Below are 18,677 nucleotides of genomic sequence, written 5' to 3' on the forward strand. Positions count from 1 at the left end.
CGCATGGCTACTCCAGACTTCATCCGCGACATCCGTGCCACCGCCGGGCACCAGCTGCTTCTGCTGCCGGGAATCAGTGCGGTCGTCTTCGACGACGCGGGCAGGGTGCTGCTGGGCCGGAGGTCGGACACCGGCAAGTGGTCGGTCATCGGTGGTATCGCCGAGCCGGGTGAAGAGCCGGCGGTGACAGCCGAGCGTGAGGTCCACGAGGAGACGGCGGTGCACTGCGTCGCGGAACGGGTCGTGCTGGTCCAGGCGCTCAAGCCGGTGCAGTACGCCAACGGCGACCGGTGCCAGTATCTGGACATCACCTTCCGCTGCCGGGCCACGGGAGGTGAGGCGCGGGTGAACGACGACGAGTCGCTGGAGGTGGCGTGGTTCGACGTCGACGCGCTGCCGCCGCTGAGCGAGTTCGCCCTGCTCCGGATCAAGCAGTCCCTGACGGACGAGCCCACCTGGTTCGAGCGCACCCAGGAGGCCTGACGGGCCCGGCTCCCCCTGTCGACGGCGGAGGCGGGCCCTTCGCACGGCCGGTTCAGACGGTGCCGGCGTCGGCGGGCAGCGTCGAGGGTTCCGCGGCCTTCCGGCCGTCCGGCTCGACGTCCGTGAGGTCCCGGCTCCTGGTCTCCTTGGCGCAGACGATCGCCAGCACCGTGAGAAGGGCGGCGGCGATCACGTACAACGAGATCGGTGTCGAACTGCCGAAGTCGGCGAGCAGCGCGGTGGCGATGAGGGGAGCCGGGGCGCCGGCCGCGACCGACGAGAACTGGGCGCCGATCGAAGCGCCCGAGTAGCGCATCCTCGTGGCGAACATCTCCGCGAAGAACGCCGCCTGCGGAGCGTACATGGCACCGTGGAAGATCAGCCCGACCGTCACGGCGAGCAGCAGACTGCCGAAGCTCCTGCTGTCGATCAGCATGAAGAACGGGAACATCCACAGCGCGACACCGATGGCGCCGACCAGATAGACGGGCCTGCGCTCCACCCGGTCGGACAGCGCCCCCCACAGCGGGATCACGGCGAAGTGCACGGCGGAGGCGATGAGCACGGCGTTGAGGGCCGTCTGCTTGCTCAGCTCCGCGGACGTCGTCGCGTACACGAGGATGAACGCGGTGATCACGTAGTAGCTGATGTTCTCGGCCATCCGCGCGCCCATGGCGATCAGCACGTCGCGCCAGTGGTGCCGCAGCACGGCGACCAGAGGCATCTTCTCGGCGGGCGAGTCGTCCGCCGTGCGCTGTTCGGCCTGGGCGAGGGCGGCCTTGAAGACAGGCGATTCATCGACAGAGAGACGAATCCACAGCCCCAGGATCACGAGCACGCCGGAGAGGAGGAAGGGGATGCGCCAGCCCCATGACTCGAAGGCGGACTCCGACATGAGAGCGGTGAGGGCGGACAGCACCCCGGTCGCGAGCAACTGCCCCGCGGGCACCCCCGTCTGAGGCCACGACGCCCAGAACCCGCGCCTCTTCGCATCGCCGTGCTCGGACACGAGCAGGACGGCGCCGCCCCACTCGCCACCGAGGGCGAATCCCTGCACCAGGCGCAGGACGGTGAGGAGTACGGGTGCGGCCGAACCGATGGTGGCGTGCGTGGGGAGGAGCCCGATGGCGAAGGTGGCGGCACCCATCATCAACAGGCTCAGGACCAGGAGCTTCTTGCGTCCGAGCCGGTCTCCGTAGTGCCCGAACACCAGGGCCCCGACCGGGCGTGCGGCGAAGCCCACGGCATAGGTGAGGAAGGAGAGGAGGGTGCCGACGAGCGGGTCGGACTCGGGGAAGAACAGCTTGTTGAAGACCAGGGCGGCAGCGGAGCCGTAGAGGAAGAAGTCGTACCACTCCACAGTGGTCCCGACGAGGCTCGCCGCGACGATGCGGCGAAGGTTCGACGGGGGTGGGGGAGCGGTTGCTGGGGCGGCCATGGATACCACTTCCGGACAGTTGGCGGGGACGTTTCCGTGTCGCCATACCGTAGGAAGGGGCAGGTCAGGGGCGTATGTGGCGGGACACCATAGTTCGGGTGGCGGGTGTGCGGGCGGGCGCTACGGGGCGGCCTCCCGGGCCCACGCGTGGCGTGCGGCGGAGAGCGCGGCGAGTGTCCGAGCCGCACCGTTCGCGGGACAGGCGTCAGGGCCGGCGGAGTGAAGGCAAGAGGCCGAACGGCCGCGCGACGAGTTCGCGGGCCCGGAACGGTCTACCCACGTAGTGAACGCAACGAATCAGGCGATACATCGCGAAGGCGACGAAAGCTCGCCATCAGGAGGCCGGCACGATGACCGAACGTCTGGGCAGGGTGACCTGCGACCTCTCGATCTCCGTCGACGGGTACTCGGCCGGGCTCCACCAGACCGAGCAGCGTCCGTTCGGCGACGACGCCGGCGATGGCTGGGGCAACAGGCTGCACGCCTGGATGTTCGAGACCCCGGAGCAGCGGCAGGTCGAACTCGACCGGCTGACAGCGGCCGGCGCCTTCATCATGGGGCGCAACATGTTCGGCCCCGTACGCGGCGCGTGGGATCGCCGGTGGAAGGGCTGGTGGGGCGACGATCCGCCGTACCACGCACCGGTCTTCGTCCTCACCCACCACCCGCGCGACCCGCAACCGATGGACGGCGGCACCACGTTCCACTTCGTCACGGACGGCGTCGAATCCGCCCTGCGGCAGGCCCGCGAGGCGGCCGGGGACCGCAACGTGTCGGTCCACGGAGGCGCGACCACCATCAACCAGTACCTGGCCGCGGGCCTGATCGACGAGCTGCGGCTGCACATCGTGCCGTTCACGCTCGGCGCCGGCACACGGCTGTTCGACGGCGTGCCGGCACTGAATCTCGAGCAGGTGGAGTCCCGGGCGGTGAACTCGGTCACACACGTGACGTATCGCGTGCTGCCCTGAGGGGAGGACGGCGTGGTCACACGTACCGCTACGCCGACGACGGGCGTCCGCCGTCGTCGACAGCCCGCTCCCGCCCGACGACGGCCCCCTCCGCCGTGCTCTGGCCCTCTGGCACTCTGCTCCCCGAGTCGCCCCGCGGTTCGGGGAGCAGAAGGTCAGGACGGCTCCGACTCCAGGTGGTACGTCGTGTCGACCCAGAAGCCGTTCGTGGCCCTGGCCTTGATCTCCAGTACGTACTGGCCGGGAAGCAGCGGCATCATCCCGCCCCATATGCCCCACGCGTAGCGTTGCGTCAGCCCCGTCCTGAACGGCGCGGTGAACTCCTGCAGCGGCAGGACGATGCCGTTGAGGGATGACGTCGCCTCTGCCACCGACATGGCGAGGGGCACCCTCGAATGCGAGCGGGTGTGCTGCATGTTGAGCACAGGGAAGAACACCGGCCGGTCCGAGGGGACCGCGCAGCGCCGTACGACCCGGCCGCCGTAGGTACCCGCCAGGAACCACAGGTCGTCCGGCTGGTTCCAGGCGGCGTGCTCGCCCGTCGTGTCCTCGACCGGACTGCGGCCCTCGGGTGCGGACATGGCCCACTTCCACCACCGGCCCGCGAGCCTCCCGCCCGCTTCCCCGCTCAGCTTCCACCCGCTGTCGATCGATCCCGCACCGCTCATGACGCCCCTCCCGCGCAGCCCCTGGTCCGGGGCTCGTGTCGAACGAGCAGACAGTACCCGGGGTGCGCGACCGGCCCGGCGGCGACCTGGCGTCGGCCACGGGCCCTGCCGCTGGAAGACGAAGCTGGAGGCCCTGCAGGCCGATGGTGGCCGGGATCGTCGAGCCCTGCAGCGGGCGGGCACCTACGCCTGGGACTCCGACGGCAACGGTACGACCGCCTCGACGGAGGTCGGCCCCAAGTTGCTGTGTTACTCGAAGAGTTGGGGGCACTCGTAGGGTAGGCCGGTCCACGTCGGATCGGGTCTCAGGGCGATAGCTCGAAGGAGAGGCAGATGACCACGCAGTATGGCAACCGACCGACCGGGCAGCAGCCCCACGGTGCACCGCAGGGCACGGCCCGGCACGAGCGGCTGGCCGTGGCCGCCATAGTTGTCAGCGCTGTCGGCCTCGTGGGCGGCATGGTCCTCGGCGCTCTGCTGGCCTAGCGCATGGTCTGAGCCGGCGCCCTCATTCCGGCCGGTTGCTGCGACCCGCAGCAACCGGCCGGAATGACGTCGTCGGATTCTTGCTGCGCAGCCACCCCCGGGTGACGGGGGCCGAGAAACATCGGAACGGAAGCGGCGCCAGACTTCGTTCTGGAGACGGGCCACCGGGGCGCGTGCGCCGCCCGGCTGCTGCCCCGCCCGCTCAAGGGCCGTACGCGCGGGCGGGCTAGTGCATCAGCTCGGAGTGGGGGTGCTCCGGCGCTGCCGGACAGACGTAGAGCTGCTGGTCGTAGCCGCTGCCGATCTGGACGGCGGTCGGTTTCCTCGGAACAGGGCCGGTGCCGAGGGGCGCGACGCGGACATCGCGGGCGACGCGGCCGCGGTTGCGCACCTCGATGCCTTGGGCGTGGAAGAAGTCGATCACGGCCTGACCCTCCGGCCCGGTGCTGCTGGACGAGGGACTGGAGTGTTCTCGTCCTTCGCAGACTTCGTTCGGGAGCCAGCTGCTGTCGTCGTCGGCCTCGAACGTGGCGATGGTCAGCAGGGCATCCATGTCGCTGCCGCAGGCAGGACAGAGCCGGGGCGTGGGGTCCGTGGCGCCCCAGCGAGGCCAGCCGCCGGCCTTCCAGCCGGGTGCGCCCGCCAACTCGAGGTCGTAGAACTCCTGCGGGTACGACGCGTAGGCGCTGTCCACATCCGTGTCCGCTGCCTGCCACACGCTCCAGTTTCCGAGCTGCTCCTGGATCTCCTTGCTCAACTCCAGGTGGTCGGGGTATTCGGTGACCTGCTCCGGGTTGAGCAGGCACGGCTCGGGAAGGTAGCCGTCGAACTGCATCGCGGGCGGTTCGGGGGGCGCGGTGAGGATGTCGGTGACCGTGGCGGCCGACCGCCAGAACAGCGCGGTCCTGGGCATGATCGGGTGATCGAAGGGACACCACAGGACTTGGAGCAGGTCTGCTCCTCCAGGCGCGTGCAGATCGGGCACGTCCCGCAGGTACAACTGTGCGACCGGCAGCATCGCTATGGACCCCTCGTACGGCGCGATGGCCACCCTCAGCGGAAGTTCCCGAGGCGGGCGGATCCGCTCCAGGGCCTCTCGCTCGCGCGGGGTCGGGCCCCTGCCGCTCGAGGCCGCATGAATCTGCCGCTCCAGCCTCACGTCCGCCGGGGACAGAGCCTCGTTCATTCCGTCCACCACATGAGGTCCGTCGCAGTGCGGCCACGGCTCGTCGGCGGGCCACAGCAGCGGTCCGCCGATGGAACTGTCCTGCGGTGACGGAGACCCGGGGCGGGGGTGCAGCCTGGTCGCCGTGCGCGCCAGCGGAGCCAGCTGAGGGAATACCGAGGTGACGTCGAACGGCCGCGGTGGCGTGGTCGGAGTGCTGTTCATAGCCGGGATCCTGCCAACTCACTCTGACAACGCGCTCAGCCACCTCGGAGCAACCCTCCCCAGGTGAGCCTCGCAGGGTTGACCTGAACGTCTGAGGTACTCATCGCGAAGGCACTCGGCTCCCACGACAGGACGACTACCCGCCTGGTAACCGCAGCAGCATCTCGATACTTCTCATCCGCGGAGGCTACTGCCTGGAGGACTCGAAGACCGCTGGCCCGGCGATCAAGAACTCGAAGCTGCAACCGGACTGCGGGACGGGGCACTCACTGGTGTGCTGAACGGTGGCTCCATCGCTCAACGTGATCGACTGCCATCGGCCGACGCATACGCGACACCGGAACATATGACCTCACCGGTGCAACGCCCGTGACGCGCAGCCGTCGCACCGGGCGCTCTGCTGTTCCGCCGCCCGTGTGACCGGTGTGCCGGGGCGGATCGGGGGCAGAAGCCGTGACGTTCACCCCTGCGATCAGGGGTGAAGGGGCGCGCCTGAAACCTGGGGAGGTCGAGGGCGCGCCCTCGCGTTCGGCGCACCGAAGGACGGATGGGCCCGGCGACCCGATCCGGCCGGTCCGGTTCGGGCGTGGCCGGCCGGTGCTCGATGCTTGCCGCGCCCCACCCGTGCGGTCGTTCCGCCACCCCGGCGGGCAAGGAGTTCACGATCCGTGCGGACGTGCGGGACCCGGACGGCGACCCGGTGACGTACAAGATCTTCCTGAGCGGCACTACGCCAGTGGCGACAGGGGGCTCGTCGAGGCCCGGTGGCGGTCGACCGGTAACGGCACCTTCGCCGTCGCCGCCACGGGGCGGCCGGGCCCTGCCCCCGCACGTACGCTCCGGACCGGACGGGAACGACGCGAAGGGCGTCCGGACCGGACGTGACGCAGAGCCCTCTCTCCTGCGCGGCCGGGGAGGCCCCGGCGCGCGTCTCACCGGTGCGCCGCCCGGTCCTGCAGCGTCGTCTGCCACACCGGGGCCTGTTCCTGGGGGCCTGCCTCCTCCTGCCGGCCTCCGCGCTCGAAGAAGTCGGCGAGCGGCAGGGCGGCCGCCCCCACGGTGACGGCGTCCGGCCCCAGGGTGCCGAGGCCGATCTGCACGTGGGCGGCCGGATACGCGAGTGCGTACGAGGTCGCGTGGGCCCGGACCGAATCCAGGAACCGGGTGCCGAGCTGGAGCCCCGCCCAGCCCCCGACGAGGATGCGCTCGGGCTGGAAGAGATTGATCAGGTCGGAGAAGCCCGCGCCGAGGTACTCCGCGGTCTCCTCCAGGACGGCCAGGGCCGTGGCGTCGGAGCCCGGTCCGGCCTCGTCGCCCTGTCCGGCCGGATACGCCGCGGCCAGCATGGCCGTGAGCGCGGTCTCCTCGTCGACGTCCGCGAGAGGCTCTCCTCCCGCCTCCCTCCAGCGCTCCAGCAGCGCCTCCGCGCCCGCATAGGCCTCCAGGCAGCCGAGCGCGCCGCAGCGGCAGCGCCGGCCTCGCACCCGCACGGTCAGGTGCCCCCATTCGACGGCCCGGCCCGGGCTCATGTCGTCGGTGACCACGCAGGCCCCCACACCTGAGCCGAACAGCACGACCACGGCGCTCTGCGCCCCGCGCCCGGCACCGAACCACATCTCGGCCTGGCCGAGCGTCTTGGCACCGTTGTCGATGTAGTACAGCACGTTCGCCGGGAGCGGCACCGACTCACGCAGCAGACGCTCCAGCGGCACCGCGTCCCAGCCGATGGTCTGGCCGTGCACCACGGCGCCGTCCTCGGGCGTCCTGGAGACGATGCCCGGCACACCGACGCCGACTCCGAGGAGCCGGTCGGCCGCGATCCCGGCGCGTTCCAGGACCTCGGTGACGCCCGCGCGTACATGCCCCACCACGACACCGACGTCGTAGCGGTCGACGCGCCGCGGTCCGTCGAGCGACAGGGGCTTCTCGACGCGTGCGAGCTCCGTGAGGGCGAGGTCGAAGAGTTCGACTCTCACCCGGGTCTCGCCGATGTCGACACCGATCATGTACCGGCTCTGGGGCCGGATACGCAGAAGGGTGCGAGGCCGCCCGCCCGCGGAGTCGACGCTGCCGGCCTCCTCCACCAGCCCTTCGGTGACCAGTTCGGCCACCACGTTGCTCACGCTGCCGGAACTCAGCCCGGTGAGCGGGCCGAGCGAGAAACGGCTCAACGGGCCATCGAAATACAAACGTTGCAATACGGCGGTGCGGTTCTCGCGCCGCAGGTCACGCACCGTTCGGCCGCTGCGTACTTTCACCCTGCCCCCTCTTCCTGAAGCTCACCTCTGCAACATACCGCCGCGACACCTCTTGACGCGACCTTCACTTGGGGTTTAACTCACACCCTAAATTAAGCCGTGTGGGTTTGAGGTCGAACATGGAACGTCGTTCCGACCCGGTCCGCGGCGGACATCCGTCACTTCTGAAAGGCCCCTGGAGTCATGCGCAGAATCCGAGCCGCGGCCGTCGGTGCCGTCACCCTCTCGCTCGTACTCACCGCGGCTGCCTGCGGCGGCGGATCGTCCGGGTCGGGCGGATCCAACGACCAGCCGAAGACGCTCACGTACTGGGCCTCGAACCAGGGCGCCAGCCTCGAGGTGGACAAGAAGGTCCTGCAGCCCGAGCTCGACAAGTTCGAGAAGGAGACAGGGATCAAGGTCAAGCTGGAGGTGGTGCCCTGGGGGGACCTGCTGAACCGCATCCTCACCGCCACCACCTCCGGGCAGGGGCCGGACGTCCTGAACATCGGGAACACCTGGAGCGCTTCGCTTCAGGCCACCGGTGCGCTGCTGCCCTGGGACGAGAAGAACTTCGAGGCGATAGGCGGCAAGGACCGCTTCGTCGAGTCCGCCCTCGGCTCGACCGGTGTCCAGGGCGAGGACCCGGCCGCCGTCCCGCTGTACTCCATGGCCTACGCGCTCTACTACAACAAGAAGATGTTCGCCGACGCCGGCATCCAGAAGCCGCCCAGGACGTGGGACGAGGTGGCCGAGGCCGGGAAGAAGCTGTCCAAGGACGGCAAGTGGGGGCTCGGCGCCGAGGGCTCCAACCTCTCCAACAACATCCACCAGGTCTTCGTCCTGGCCAAGCAGCACGGGGCCGACTTCTTCACCGCCGAAGGCAAGGCGGACTTCACGTCCGACGGGGCGGTGGCGGCCGTCAAGCAGTACGTCGACCTCATGGCCAAGGACAAGATCATCGCACCCGGCAACGCCGAGTACGCGCAGAACCAGTCCCTGAGCGACTTCGCCAAGGACAAGACGGCCATGGTGCTCTGGCAGACCGCGGCCGCCACCTTCGAGTCCCAGGGCATGAAGAAGGAGGAGTGGGACGTGGTGCCCGCCCCGGTCCAGTCGGGGAAGCCCGGCACGGGCAAGGGCACGAACTCCATGGTCGCCGGCATCAACATGGCCGTCTTCAACAACACCAAGAACATCGACGGCGCCAAGAAGTTCGTGAAGTTCATGACCAGCGACGAGGAGCAGACGGTCCTGAACAAGGCCTACGGCTCCATCCCGCCGGTCAAGGCCGCCCAGGAGGACGACGCGTTCAACACCTTCGCCCTGTCGCCCCTGCGGGAGACCCTCGCCACGAGTGCCGCCGCCCTGCCCCAGGTCCCCGAGGAGTCGCAGTTCGAGACCGTCGTCGGCACGGCGGTCAAGGAACTCTTCGCCGACGCGGCCGCGGGCCGGCCGGTGACGACCGCATCGGTCAAGGCGAAGCTCGAGAAGGCCCAGCAGCAGATGCCCAAGAAGTGAGCACGGACACCACCATGACCACGACCGCCGCCCCGATCCCCGGCGAGCGGACAGCAGAGAAGAAGAACCCCGGAGCGGCGCCGCGCAGACGCCGCTCCGGGCGGCTGCGCAAGATCGGCCTGCCCTACCTGCTGCTGCTCCCCGCCCTGCTCCTCGAACTGCTGGTCCACCTGGTGCCCATGATCATCGGCATCGTCGTCAGCTTCCGGCAGCTCACCCAGTTCTACATCCGGGACTGGGCCACCGCGCCCTGGGCCGGTTTCGACAACTACGCCGTCTCGGTCGACTTCGACGCCCCGGTGGGCGAGGCGCTGGTGCAGTCGTTCCTGACGACGTGCCTGTTCACCCTGCTGTCGGTGAGCCTGTGCTGGTTCCTCGGAACCGCCGCCGCGGTCTTCATGCAGGAGACCTTCCGCGGCAGAGGCTTCCTGCGCACGCTCTTCCTCGTGCCGTACGCCCTGCCCGTGTACGCGGCCGTCATCACCTGGGCGTTCATGTTCCAGCGTGACAACGGAATCATCAACCACGTCATCCACGACCAGCTCGGCCTCACCGACAGCCCTCCGTTCTGGCTCATCGGTGACAACGCCTTCGTCACCCTGCTCGTCGTCTCGGTGTGGAAGGGCTGGCCCTTCGCCTTCCTCATCATGATGGCCGGCCTCCAGAACATCCCCCGGGACATCTACGAAGCGGCAGCGCTCGACGGCGCCGGGGTGTGGCAGCAGATCCGCCGCATCACCCTGCCGTCACTGCGGCCCGTCAACCAGGTCCTCGTCCTCGTGCTGTTCCTCTGGACCTTCAACGACTTCAACACGCCGTTCGTCCTCTTCGGCAAGGCGGCACCGGCGTCGGCGGACCTGATCTCCATCCACATCTACCAGTCGTCCTTCCAGACCTGGAACTTCGGCACGGGCTCCGCGATGTCGGTCCTGCTGCTGCTGTTCCTGCTCGTCGTGACCGGCCTCTACCTCCTGTTCACGTCCCGAGGAAAGCAGGCCACCGATGCCTAGGACCGCACAGCGCAAGGCCCCCCCTTCCCCGATGGCGCCCCCGCAGTCGTTCCTGTGGGCGCGGCGGACCTTCCTGACACTCCTCACCGTCTTCGTGGTCCTGCCGGTGTTCGTCATGATCACCAGCTCCCTCAAACCGCTGGAAGACGTCACCGGGAAGTTCCAGTGGATCCCCTCGGGTCTGACCATCAGTCCCTACTTCGACATCTGGGACACGGTCCCCCTCGCCGACTACTTCATGAACTCCCTGATCGTCGCCGGGGCGGCGACCGTCTGTTCCGTGGTGATCGCGGTGTTCGCGGCCTACGCCGTCAGCCGCTACAACTTCCGCGGCAAGCGCGTGTTCACGGTGACCGTCCTCTCGACGCAGATGTTCCCCGGCATCCTCTTCCTCCTGCCGCTGTTCCTCATCTACGTGAACATCGGCAACGCCACCGGCATCGCGCTGTTCGGGTCGCGGGCCGGCCTCATCATCACGTACCTCACCTTCTCCCTCCCCTTCTCCATCTGGATGCTGATCGGGTACTTCGACTCGGTGCCCAGGGATCTGGACGAGGCGGCCAAGGTGGACGGCTGCGGGCCGCTCGGCGCGCTGTTCCGGGTCATCGTCCCGGCGGCGATCCCCGGCATCGTCGCCGTCGCCGTCTACGCGTTCATGACGGCCTGGGGCGAAGTGCTCTTCGCCTCCGTCATGACCAACGACACCACCCGCACCCTCGCCGTCGGCCTGCAGGGCTACTCCACGCAGAACGACGTGTACTGGAACCAGGTCATGGCCGCCTCCCTCGTGGTGAGCCTGCCCGTCGTCGCCGGGTTCCTGCTCCTCCAGCGCTACCTCGTCGCCGGCCTCACCGCCGGCGCCGTCAAGTAGCCGCACTCACCGACCGTTCCGCCCACCCCCGCCTGCTCGAATTCTGCGAGGTACCTTGTGTCCGAACCGATAGATCTCGCCGCCTTCCCCCGCGACTTCGTCTGGGGCACGGCCACGGCCGCGTACCAGATCGAAGGTGGCGTCGCCGAGGACGGGCGATCCCCTTCGATCTGGGACACCTTCTCCCACACCCCGGGAAAGGTCGCCAACGGTGACCACGGCGACGAGGCCTGCGACCACTACCACCGGTGGCCGGAGGACGTCGCCCTGATGAAGCGGCTGGGCGTCGACTCGTATCGCATGTCGACGGCATGGCCCCGCGTCGTGCCGGGCGGGGACGGGCCGGTCAACGCCCCGGGGCTCGACTTCTACGACCGACTGGTGGACGGCCTCCTGGACGCGGGCATCACCCCCAACATCACCCTCTACCACTGGGACCTGCCCCAGGCACTTCAGGACCGGGGCGGATGGACGGTGCGTGACACGGCCGAACACCTCGCCGCGTACGCGGCCGTCGTGGCCGAACGGCTGGGGGACCGGGTCACCCGGTGGGCCACCCTGAACGAACCACTGTGCTCAGGATGGATCGGGCACCTGGAAGGCCGGATGGCCCCCGGCCTGACCGATCTGCCCGCAGCGGTCCGGGCCTCCTACCACCTGCTGCTGGGCCACGGTCTGGCCACACAGGCGATCCGGGCCGCCGCCCCCGGGGCGCAGGTCGGACTCGTGACCAACCACTCCACGGTGGAGGCCGCGTCCTCGAGGCCCGAGGACCTCGCGGCAGCCGTCCGCATGGACGGTCACACCAACCGCTGGTGGCTGGACCCCGTGTACGGCCGCGGCTTCCCCACGGACATGCGGGAGCTCTACGGAGTCGAACTGCCCGAGTGCGCGGGGGACCTGGAGACCATTGCCACCCCCCTGGACTGGCACGGTCTCAACTACTACTTCCCGGTCACCGTCGCCGACGACCCCGAAGGTCCCGTCCCGCACGCCAGGGAGGTCCGGCTGCCAGACGTGCCGCGGACCGGCATGGACTGGCAGATCGATGCCGGCGGTCTCGAAGCGCTGCTCATGCGCCTGACCGACGACTACGGCGTAGGCCGCCTCTACGTCACCGAGAACGGCTCCGCCTTCCCCGACACCGTCGGCCCCGACGGCGCGGTGGACGACCACGAACGGACCCGCTACCTGGAGCAGCACCTGGCAGCGTGCGCCCAGGCCGTCCGCAAGGGTGCGCCCGTGGCCGGGTACTACGCCTGGTCGCTGCTGGACAACTTCGAGTGGGCCTACGGCTACGACAAGCGCTTCGGCCTTGTCCATGTCGACTACCCGACGCAGACACGCACCATCAAGAGCAGTGGCCACCGGTACGCGGACGTCATCCGTACGCACCGCGGCACTCATGCCTGACGGCGCTTCGTAGCACGGTGTGTCTCCTGCCGGGGCTGCCATGGATCCGGTCCCACCTCGCACGGTGATCACCACCGACGGGGGTGGATCGCGGCCTGGGGCCCGAAGCGGAGCCGCTGGTCAGGGCCCCGGGCGTGAGAAGCGGGACGGCGATGCGCAGGAGGAAGTCATGTGTGCCGGAGGTGACGAACAGACCGATCACCTCCGGCAGGCGTGCGGCCCGTTCCCGGAAGCCCTCGATGACGGGGCGGGCCGGGGGCCGGATGCGCACCGGGATGAGTGCCTCGACGGGCCGGCCGGCCCGTCGAGGCCCAGGGAGGAAGGAAACGTTCCACCCGGCCGGGCCGCCGACGCCGCCGTTCGCGCCGCGGCCCGTAGCGGCGAAGCGCTCAGAACGGCATGCGGCCCCGGGCCCGTCGTCCGGCCGAGCCGCTGTTGCCCACGGCCTTGGAGCTGCTGCGGAACGGCTTGCTGAAGATTCGGCCCAGGACACCCGGAGCCTTGCCGCCGGCGCGTGATCCGGCCCCGAGGGTTCGCTGGGTGCCACGTTCGGGGTGGCGGGACAGGCGCGGTACGAAGAACGCGAGGACGGCCAGTACGACACAGACGGCGACGATGCCGACAATCATCATGAGGAGCTCCCTGGGTTGGTGTGTCCTGCCGTCTGCCCCGGCGGACCACCGGTATGCACCGCCACTCCGGAGGGTGCTGCCGTACGGGGCGAGCACCGGCCGCTGCGGGAGGCAGACCCTCGCTGTCCTCTTGATCGACCCGTGTCGAGGGGCGCGTCCGCCCGAGGAGTCTGGGGCCCGTGAGGCCGATCAGGGCGTCGAAGGGCTCAGACGTGCAGGGCCGGCCTGTAGGTGAGCTCTTGGATGTGGCCGTCGAGCGTCCGGTGCCCGATCAACTCGAGGTCGAAGTCGGCCGCACCCCGGAAGACCGGGTCCAGCCCGGTCCGACCTGTGATCACGGGGAAGAGAGTCACCTGGACGCGGTCGACCAGTCCGGCGGCCATCAACGCCCGGTTCATCGACAGGCTGCCGTGGGAGCGCAGCGGTACCTCGGACTCCTCCTTGAGCCGGGCGACGACGTCGACGGCATCGCCGTGCACGACCGCCGCGTCCGGCCAGTCGAGCGGTCCCTCCAGCGTGTTCGACACCACCGTGGCCGGGAGGCTCCTCATCCGTGTGACCCATGGGTCGCGCACATCGGCCTCCTCGGTGCTCGACGCGAGCATCCGGGCGAACGCCCGATACGTCTGGGCCCCGAAGACCATCCGCTGCTCGCCGTCGTACAGGGCGAGGCGGTGGTCGAGGAGCTCGGGGCCCTGCCTGCCCCAGTAGCCGGTCCAGTTGCCGCCGGCGGCGCCGAACCCGTCGAGGCTCGAGAAGACGTCGAACGTGTAGGTGGCGGTCATGATGCTCTCCTCGAGTCGATGGATCGCGTGTCGGCAGTACGGACCGGTGACCACGGAGGGACTCATCGTCCTCGGAGCGTGGAGCCGGACCACTCCGGAGACGACCCGGGGGCTCGACCAAGGCCGAGGACGGGGGGAGAGGGCGTGATCGGCGACACGGCGGGCGAGAGGAAGAGCGTGGCACGCCGATACACGGATCCGGGCCATTCCCGGGGCAGCGCGTGTTGCGCGACCCGGCCTCGGGACGGCCGGACGGGTCCTCGCCGCGCCCGGGGCCCCGTACACCGTCGGTCTCCTCGCCCCCCTGACCCCACCGAGCGGGGCACCCCGCCCGCCGGTCACAACCTGCGGTGGAGCAGGAACCCGAGCAGCACGTCGATCTCTCGCGCCGCGCGCGGCGCGAGGGGCACGCTCCGCAGGCAGGCGCGGGCCGCGTCGAGGTGGTGGCCCGCCTCGGCCACGGTGGCGGTGCGGCCGCCGCACGCTTCCACGAGTGCGGCCGCACGGACCGCGCCGGCGTCGTCGAGTCCGAGCGGGGAGTTCAGAAGACCTGCCAGCTCCCCGGCACGGCGGCCGTCACCGGCGAGAGCGGCCAGAACGGGGTACGTCTTCTTCCGCTGCCGCAGATCGCTGTGCACGGGCTTGCCCGTGACGGCAGGGTCACCCCAGATGCCGAGCAGGTCGTCGATGACCTGAAAGGCCACCCCGAGGTGGCGCCCGGCACGGTCCAGCGCGGCGACGGTGCGGGCAGGAGCCCCGCCCAGGAGGCCGCCCAGTGCTGCGGCGCAGCCCAGCAGGGTGCCGGTCTTGAGTTCCGCCATGGCACGGTATTCGTCGGGCCGGACGGCCTCGGGTCCCGTCCACGGGCGGGCCGCGAAGAGAAGGTCCTCCGCCTGACCGTGCACGAGGCCGCCCAGTGTCCCGGACAGCCGCCCGACGGCCGCGGCCGTGTGCGGTCCCGGTGTCTCGGCGAGCGTCTGCACCGCGAGGGCGAAGAGCGCGTCCCCGGCGAGCACGGCGGGCCCGGTGCCGTACGCCTTCCACACGGTCTGCCGCTGCCGCCGGGTCCCGTCCCCGTCCATGATGTCGTCGTGCAGCAGCGAGAAGGTGTGGATCAGCTCGACGGCCACCGCGCCGGCCACGGCGCTCTCCCCGGGCGCCTCCGCGGCCTCGGCGCACAGGACGGCGAGGGCCTGGCGCACGCCCTTGCCCTCGAACGACCCGTCAGCCGGCGTACCGCCGACCTCGCACCAGCCGAGGGAGTACGCGGCCATCTCGCCCGGCCAGGGATGGAGCCGCCCGACGGCGGCCGACAAGGACGGGCGCACCAGATCGCGACAGCGGGCGAGTATGCCGGGAGCGGTGGCCGAGGGCTCGGACGACGCGGAGTCCGAAGGCGTGACGTCCCCGGCCGGCGCGGCCTTCCGGGCGGATCCGGCGGGCGCGGCGTCGCGTACGGTGCCGGCCGACGCGGTCACGGGGGAGGTCATCGCGTCACCGCCTCCCCCGTGCGGTGGCCGACGCCGGGCAGCGGGCCGACTCCCAGCTCCACCGCCGCCTTGTCGACCATGTCCCGGGCGTGCTTCAGGCCGATGCGGTCCAGGGTCCGGCGGAGCCCGGCCAGTTCCACGACCGTTTCCGCCGGGTTCCGTCCGAGCCGGGCCAGCGACTTGGCGAGCCCCAGCCGGGACAGCGCGGTGCCCCGCGGCTCGTTCATCTCCTCGAACTCCGCGAGCGCCTGTGCGTAGGTGTCACGGGCCTGCGGGTACTGCCCCGCGCGGTAGTGCACGTTGGCCCGCATCTTGTGGTTGTACGCCAGCGCACTGGACAACTTCATCTCGCGGCACACGGATTCTGCCTCGGTGAGCAGCGCCAGCGCACGCTCCACGTCACCGTCGCGTACGGACACGACGTCGGCTATGCCGCGCAGCGCCCAGGCCCGGCCTCGCCGGTCATCGGCTCGGAGCGCGGTCTCGGCCGCCTCCTCGAAGAGGGCGAGTGCCCTGTCGTACGACCCGGTGTTCCGGTGCATCTGGGCTATGCCTTCCAGCGCCCAGACCGTGTGCCGGGCCTCTCCGCGCCTGCGGGCTTCCGCGAGGAGTCGTTCGTGCAGCTCGCCGACGGCCTGGTAGTCGCCCTGGATGCGCCCCGTCTCCGCGAGACCGGCGAGCGAGTAGCCGCGTACGACCACGTCGCCCCCGCGTTCACCCATCTCGGCAGCGAGCCCGAGGAGCCGGTACGCGAGTGCCAGCGAACCCCGTTGGCGGGCGAGCGTGCCACCGCTCCACAACGCCCATGCCATGGCCCCGACGTCCTGCGCCGAACGTGCCGCACGGTAACTCGACTTCCACGCGGCGTCGGCGTCAGCCACGCGCCCCAGCCGCCTGTAAGCCTCCGCCACAGCGAGCCCGCAGCGTGCCATTTCCCGGTGCTCCCCGGCACGTTCGGCAGCCCGTAGTTCTTCGACGCCCTTGGCCAGCACCTCGCTGAGGGAGGAGTTCACCGACAACGAGCCGAGCGCCCCCTGGTATTCGGGAGCGAACGCCTTGCCCTTCGGCCGATCCTGCTGAGTCACCCGTGCCACCTGCTCACTGTCTCGCCTGTCTTCGGAACCGTTGCCCCGACGGCTGTCGGCCGCGGTCTCTGATCAAGACGGTATGAGCCGGCAGGGGTTCCACGAATCCCTCTTCACGTCGGTCACGGGTCATACGTGAGGGCCACAGGAGACACGTGGACTAGTCATCGGGATGGACGCCGCGGACGGAGGGGGCGGCCGCTCACCGTCGTCACCTGGCCGCCGCGTAGGTCCTGCTCGCACGGGCAGGACCGCCGGCGGAGGCTGTGGGCCACGCGCCCGCGGTCCTCCGCGAGAGGGAGGCCGAGGAACCCCGTCCGGACGGTGTGGCGGGCGGGCGCGTCCGTCCGCGGGAAGGATCAGAGGCCTGTGGGTGCGGCCGGGTTCAGTCGTCGGCGACCTGGACGGCTATCGCGTAGTAGGTGCCGTCCGTTCCCGCGATCAGGCTGTCGAAGACCGGTGTGAGCAGGTTGACGGCGCCGCAGTCGGAGTCGTGGTTGGTCCACCAGGTCGCGTCGGACCGGAGCAGCGACACCACACGCGTCGCCGTCCGGGCGGCTACGGCGTGGTCCACGAGGGCGTGGGACGGCCAGACGATGCCGACGGAGGCGACAGACGTGAGGAGACCTGCCGCGGTCCCCACCTCGATGAGCTCCAAACTGCCTTCGACGGCCCCGGCCCCCGGCGGTACCGCGGGAGCGAGGAAGCGCTTCCACGCCGGGTCCTCGAAAACCTGGGTGAGCAACGCGCGGATCTGCGCCGTCAGTTCCGCCATGTCCGGGGCGGACTCCGCGTACCGGCCGGCCCGGACGTACACGCGCCCCTCTGTGGTCAGCGCGGCCATGCTCCGGCGCAGCTCGCTCAGCAGGACGTCGTGGGACCTCATGCAGTCATTGTGGCGACTCCCCGAAAGAGGCATCGGCACGGCGTCCGGTACGGGTGACGCCACCCGGTCGCAGCTCGAGTCCCGGTACCGGTCCGGCAGTCGAGGCTCACCGATCTCGTGGCGGTCGGTTCGGCGGGATGGCGGTCGAGGGTCCGCTCGAACGTCACGTGCAGGTGGTAGCCGTGCGTCGGACTGCGGTGGTCGGCGTGCGGCCGGGGGTGGCGCCAGTTCCCCGGCACCGCCTAGATCTGGTCCGTCGGGTTGCTGCGCAGCTTGCGCCGTTCCCAGCGGCTGGGGTGGCGGATGACCACTCCCGACACGCCGCCGGAGCCCGTGAGCCGGATCAGCGGAGTACCCGGGAGGCGGTCCGGAGTGGTCCTGTCCGTCAGGCCGCCGATGCCGGGGTCCATGCCGCTGGTGTCCGCGGCCCAGGCGTCGGGGATGACGACGGTGACACCGGCCGCCTCCCCGTAGGCCTCCACCGCGATCTCGGTGAGGCGGCACCGGACCCGGCTGAAGTCCAGCTTCACGCCGCCCCATCCTCCGTGAGCTATCACGCGCCCCGGAACCTCCCAACGCCCAGGACCTCGGGACGCGCCGTTCATTCCGCCCTTGAGTACCAGCGGCGGCCGGTTCTCGGAGGAGTTCAGCTGCGGCAGGTCGGCAGTCAGGACGGCCAGCTCCGCGTAGGTCTTGGACGTCAACGCCTGCTCCAGACGCGCATCCAGCTCGTCGAGATCGATACGGCCTTCGGCTGCCGCGTCGCGCAGTCGCTCCACCACCGCTTCCCGGTCGTCATGAGAGGCGCGGAGCTCACTCGGGGCGGCGGGGCGCGGGGAGGGCTCCGGAAGCTGAGCAGTCATGTCCACAGGATAAGTGCCCGGCGGATCGGGGTGCACGGCTACCGCGCCATGGGAGTTGTGCCGCCCGAGGCGTCAACCGGGATCTAGGTGGGTAAGGTTGCGACCGTCAGGTGAAGATAGCCTTACCTAAGTTTTAGGAGTACCGGTGACCAACCCCTTCGAGGACGAGAACGGCACCTATCTGGTGCTCGTCAACGACGAGGGACAGCATTCGCTGTGGCCCGCCTTCGCCGAGGTGCCCGCCGGCTGGACCGTGGCACACCAGGAGGACACCCGCCAGGCCTGCCTCGAGTACGTGGAGCGGAACTGGACCGACCTGCGGCCCAAGAGCCTGATACGGAGCATGGCGGCCGGTCCCGCCTGAGCCGTCCCACGGAGCCGCCCTGCGTGAGCACGCCGCGGGTTCGCCGGCGGAGCCGGGGTGGCGGGCGCTGCCGCCGCCCCGGGC

19 protein-coding genes and 1 pseudogene are annotated in these 18,677 nt (G+C 70.1%); 9 read left to right on the plus strand and 11 right to left on the minus strand.

Features of this window, described 5'->3' with window-relative positions:
- The first annotated feature begins 3 nt into the window (after window positions 1-3).
- On the plus strand, window positions 4-483 hold the full coding sequence (locus tag OO67_RS28930; RefSeq protein WP_033304720.1) for an NUDIX hydrolase: 480 nt from the start codon (window positions 4-6) through the stop codon (window positions 481-483).
- Between the two features lie 52 nt (window positions 484-535).
- On the opposite strand, the gene OO67_RS28935 is transcribed toward OO67_RS28930, so the two are convergent.
- Window positions 536-1,921 (minus strand): MFS transporter, encoded by a 1,386-nt coding sequence (locus tag OO67_RS28935; RefSeq protein ID WP_033304721.1) that lies wholly within the window; start codon window positions 1,919-1,921, stop codon window positions 536-538.
- A 350-nt stretch (window positions 1,922-2,271) separates the two neighbouring features.
- Between OO67_RS28935 and OO67_RS28940 the strand changes: the two genes are divergently transcribed.
- Window positions 2,272-2,892: a dihydrofolate reductase family protein gene (locus OO67_RS28940; protein ID WP_033304722.1), complete on the plus strand. Its 621-nt coding sequence runs from the start codon at window positions 2,272-2,274 to the stop codon at window positions 2,890-2,892.
- Between the two features lie 155 nt (window positions 2,893-3,047).
- Here the strand turns inward: OO67_RS28940 and OO67_RS40180 are convergent, their stop codons facing one another.
- Window positions 3,048-3,560, minus strand: a complete 513-nt coding sequence (locus OO67_RS40180) for a hypothetical protein (protein ID WP_033304723.1) — start codon at window positions 3,558-3,560, stop codon at window positions 3,048-3,050.
- Between the two features lie 333 nt (window positions 3,561-3,893).
- Between OO67_RS40180 and OO67_RS39160 the strand changes: the two genes are divergently transcribed.
- On the plus strand, window positions 3,894-4,046 hold the full coding sequence (locus OO67_RS39160; protein WP_167748681.1) for a hypothetical protein: 153 nt from the start codon (window positions 3,894-3,896) through the stop codon (window positions 4,044-4,046).
- Window positions 4,047-4,272: 226 nt separating this feature from the next.
- On the opposite strand, the gene OO67_RS28950 is transcribed toward OO67_RS39160, so the two are convergent.
- Window positions 4,273-5,436 carry a hypothetical protein gene (locus tag OO67_RS28950; protein ID WP_033304724.1) on the minus strand — a complete coding sequence of 388 codons (1,164 nt, stop codon included), beginning with the start codon at window positions 5,434-5,436 and terminating at the stop codon, window positions 4,273-4,275.
- A gap of 634 nt (window positions 5,437-6,070) precedes the next feature.
- Here OO67_RS28950 and OO67_RS40925 point away from each other — a divergent pair.
- Window positions 6,071-6,255, plus strand: a pseudogene (locus OO67_RS40925) (hypothetical protein); the annotation flags it as partial.
- 113 nt (window positions 6,256-6,368) lie between these two features.
- On the opposite strand, the gene OO67_RS28955 reads toward OO67_RS40925, so the two are convergent.
- Window positions 6,369-7,694, minus strand: a complete 1,326-nt coding sequence (locus tag OO67_RS28955) for an ROK family protein (RefSeq protein WP_033304725.1) — start codon at window positions 7,692-7,694, stop codon at window positions 6,369-6,371.
- Window positions 7,695-7,877: 183 nt separating this feature from the next.
- Here OO67_RS28955 and OO67_RS28960 point away from each other — a divergent pair, with 183 nt between their 5' ends.
- From OO67_RS28960 to OO67_RS28975, 4 genes are read left to right on the plus strand one after another with little or no spacing between them, the layout of a single operon-like run.
- Window positions 7,878-9,194 carry an ABC transporter substrate-binding protein gene (locus tag OO67_RS28960; protein WP_033304726.1) on the plus strand — a complete coding sequence of 439 codons (1,317 nt, stop codon included), beginning with the start codon at window positions 7,878-7,880 and terminating at the stop codon, window positions 9,192-9,194.
- Between the two features lie 14 nt (window positions 9,195-9,208).
- Window positions 9,209-10,204: a carbohydrate ABC transporter permease gene (locus OO67_RS28965; RefSeq protein ID WP_033304988.1), complete on the plus strand. Its 996-nt coding sequence runs from the start codon at window positions 9,209-9,211 to the stop codon at window positions 10,202-10,204.
- Window positions 10,205-10,235: 31 nt separating this feature from the next.
- A complete protein-coding gene (locus OO67_RS28970) occupies window positions 10,236-11,075 on the plus strand; it encodes a carbohydrate ABC transporter permease (protein WP_033304727.1) in 840 nt (279 codons plus the stop codon).
- A 57-nt stretch (window positions 11,076-11,132) separates the two neighbouring features.
- Window positions 11,133-12,488, plus strand: coding sequence for a GH1 family beta-glucosidase (locus OO67_RS28975; protein ID WP_033304728.1), 1,356 nt, complete (start codon window positions 11,133-11,135; stop codon window positions 12,486-12,488).
- Here OO67_RS28975 and OO67_RS41015 read toward each other — a convergent pair.
- From OO67_RS41015 to OO67_RS29010, 7 genes are all read right to left on the minus strand, one after another.
- Window positions 12,457-12,981 (minus strand): Lrp/AsnC ligand binding domain-containing protein, encoded by a 525-nt coding sequence (locus tag OO67_RS41015; RefSeq protein WP_465269774.1) that lies wholly within the window; start codon window positions 12,979-12,981, stop codon window positions 12,457-12,459. The two genes, OO67_RS28975 and OO67_RS41015, sit on opposite strands and share 32 nt — an antisense overlap.
- Window positions 12,878-13,120: a DUF6411 family protein gene (locus tag OO67_RS28985; protein ID WP_033304990.1), complete on the minus strand. Its 243-nt coding sequence runs from the start codon at window positions 13,118-13,120 to the stop codon at window positions 12,878-12,880. The genes OO67_RS41015 and OO67_RS28985 overlap by 104 nt, the downstream gene beginning before the upstream one ends.
- A gap of 206 nt (window positions 13,121-13,326) precedes the next feature.
- Window positions 13,327-13,905: a dihydrofolate reductase family protein gene (locus OO67_RS28990; protein WP_033304991.1), complete on the minus strand. Its 579-nt coding sequence runs from the start codon at window positions 13,903-13,905 to the stop codon at window positions 13,327-13,329.
- Between the two features lie 338 nt (window positions 13,906-14,243).
- Complete coding sequence (locus OO67_RS28995) at window positions 14,244-15,395, minus strand: polyprenyl synthetase family protein (protein WP_033304729.1); 1,152 nt, start codon at window positions 15,393-15,395, stop codon at window positions 14,244-14,246.
- Window positions 15,392-16,480, minus strand: coding sequence for a tetratricopeptide repeat protein (locus tag OO67_RS29000; RefSeq protein WP_033304730.1), 1,089 nt, complete (start codon window positions 16,478-16,480; stop codon window positions 15,392-15,394). Before OO67_RS29000 ends, OO67_RS28995 begins: the two co-directional genes overlap by 4 nt.
- A gap of 385 nt (window positions 16,481-16,865) precedes the next feature.
- Entirely contained in the window at window positions 16,866-17,366 is a 501-nt protein-coding gene (locus OO67_RS29005; protein ID WP_244300340.1) for a hypothetical protein, read from the minus strand.
- Window positions 17,367-17,608: 242 nt separating this feature from the next.
- Window positions 17,609-18,229, minus strand: coding sequence for a DUF1707 SHOCT-like domain-containing protein (locus OO67_RS29010; RefSeq protein ID WP_033304731.1), 621 nt, complete (start codon window positions 18,227-18,229; stop codon window positions 17,609-17,611).
- A 145-nt stretch (window positions 18,230-18,374) separates the two neighbouring features.
- Between OO67_RS29010 and OO67_RS29015 the strand changes: the two genes are divergently transcribed.
- Window positions 18,375-18,593, plus strand: a complete 219-nt coding sequence (locus OO67_RS29015; RefSeq protein WP_033304732.1) for an MbtH family protein — start codon at window positions 18,375-18,377, stop codon at window positions 18,591-18,593.
- Window positions 18,594-18,677: the final 84 nt, after the last annotated feature.

Source organism: Streptomyces atroolivaceus, from assembly GCF_000717025.1.
Taxonomy (GTDB): domain Bacteria; phylum Actinomycetota; class Actinomycetes; order Streptomycetales; family Streptomycetaceae; genus Streptomyces; species Streptomyces atroolivaceus.

What these genes read in the sequence shown, in the direction of transcription:
- OO67_RS28930 (WP_033304720.1), top strand. Translation starts at nt 4, where the DNA reads ATGGCTACTCCAGACTTCATCCGCGACATCCGTGCCACCGCCGGGCAC.
- OO67_RS28935 (WP_033304721.1), bottom strand. Translation starts at nt 1,921, where the DNA reads ATGGCCGCCCCAGCAACCGCTCCCCCACCCCCGTCGAACCTTCGCCGC.
- OO67_RS28940 (WP_033304722.1), top strand. Translation starts at nt 2,272, where the DNA reads ATGACCGAACGTCTGGGCAGGGTGACCTGCGACCTCTCGATCTCCGTC.
- OO67_RS40180 (WP_033304723.1), bottom strand. Translation starts at nt 3,560, where the DNA reads ATGAGCGGTGCGGGATCGATCGACAGCGGGTGGAAGCTGAGCGGGGAA.
- OO67_RS39160 (WP_167748681.1), top strand. Translation starts at nt 3,894, where the DNA reads ATGACCACGCAGTATGGCAACCGACCGACCGGGCAGCAGCCCCACGGT.
- OO67_RS28950 (WP_033304724.1), bottom strand. Translation starts at nt 5,436, where the DNA reads ATGAACAGCACTCCGACCACGCCACCGCGGCCGTTCGACGTCACCTCG.
- OO67_RS28960 (WP_033304726.1), top strand. Translation starts at nt 7,878, where the DNA reads ATGCGCAGAATCCGAGCCGCGGCCGTCGGTGCCGTCACCCTCTCGCTC.
- OO67_RS28965 (WP_033304988.1), top strand. Translation starts at nt 9,209, where the DNA reads ATGACCACGACCGCCGCCCCGATCCCCGGCGAGCGGACAGCAGAGAAG.
- OO67_RS28970 (WP_033304727.1), top strand. Translation starts at nt 10,236, where the DNA reads ATGGCGCCCCCGCAGTCGTTCCTGTGGGCGCGGCGGACCTTCCTGACA.
- OO67_RS28985 (WP_033304990.1), bottom strand. Translation starts at nt 13,120, where the DNA reads ATGATGATTGTCGGCATCGTCGCCGTCTGTGTCGTACTGGCCGTCCTC.
- OO67_RS28990 (WP_033304991.1), bottom strand. Translation starts at nt 13,905, where the DNA reads ATGACCGCCACCTACACGTTCGACGTCTTCTCGAGCCTCGACGGGTTC.
- OO67_RS28995 (WP_033304729.1), bottom strand. Translation starts at nt 15,395, where the DNA reads ATGACCTCCCCCGTGACCGCGTCGGCCGGCACCGTACGCGACGCCGCG.
- OO67_RS29005 (WP_244300340.1), bottom strand. Translation starts at nt 17,366, where the DNA reads ATGAGGTCCCACGACGTCCTGCTGAGCGAGCTGCGCCGGAGCATGGCC.
- OO67_RS29010 (WP_033304731.1), bottom strand. Translation starts at nt 18,229, where the DNA reads ATGACTGCTCAGCTTCCGGAGCCCTCCCCGCGCCCCGCCGCCCCGAGT.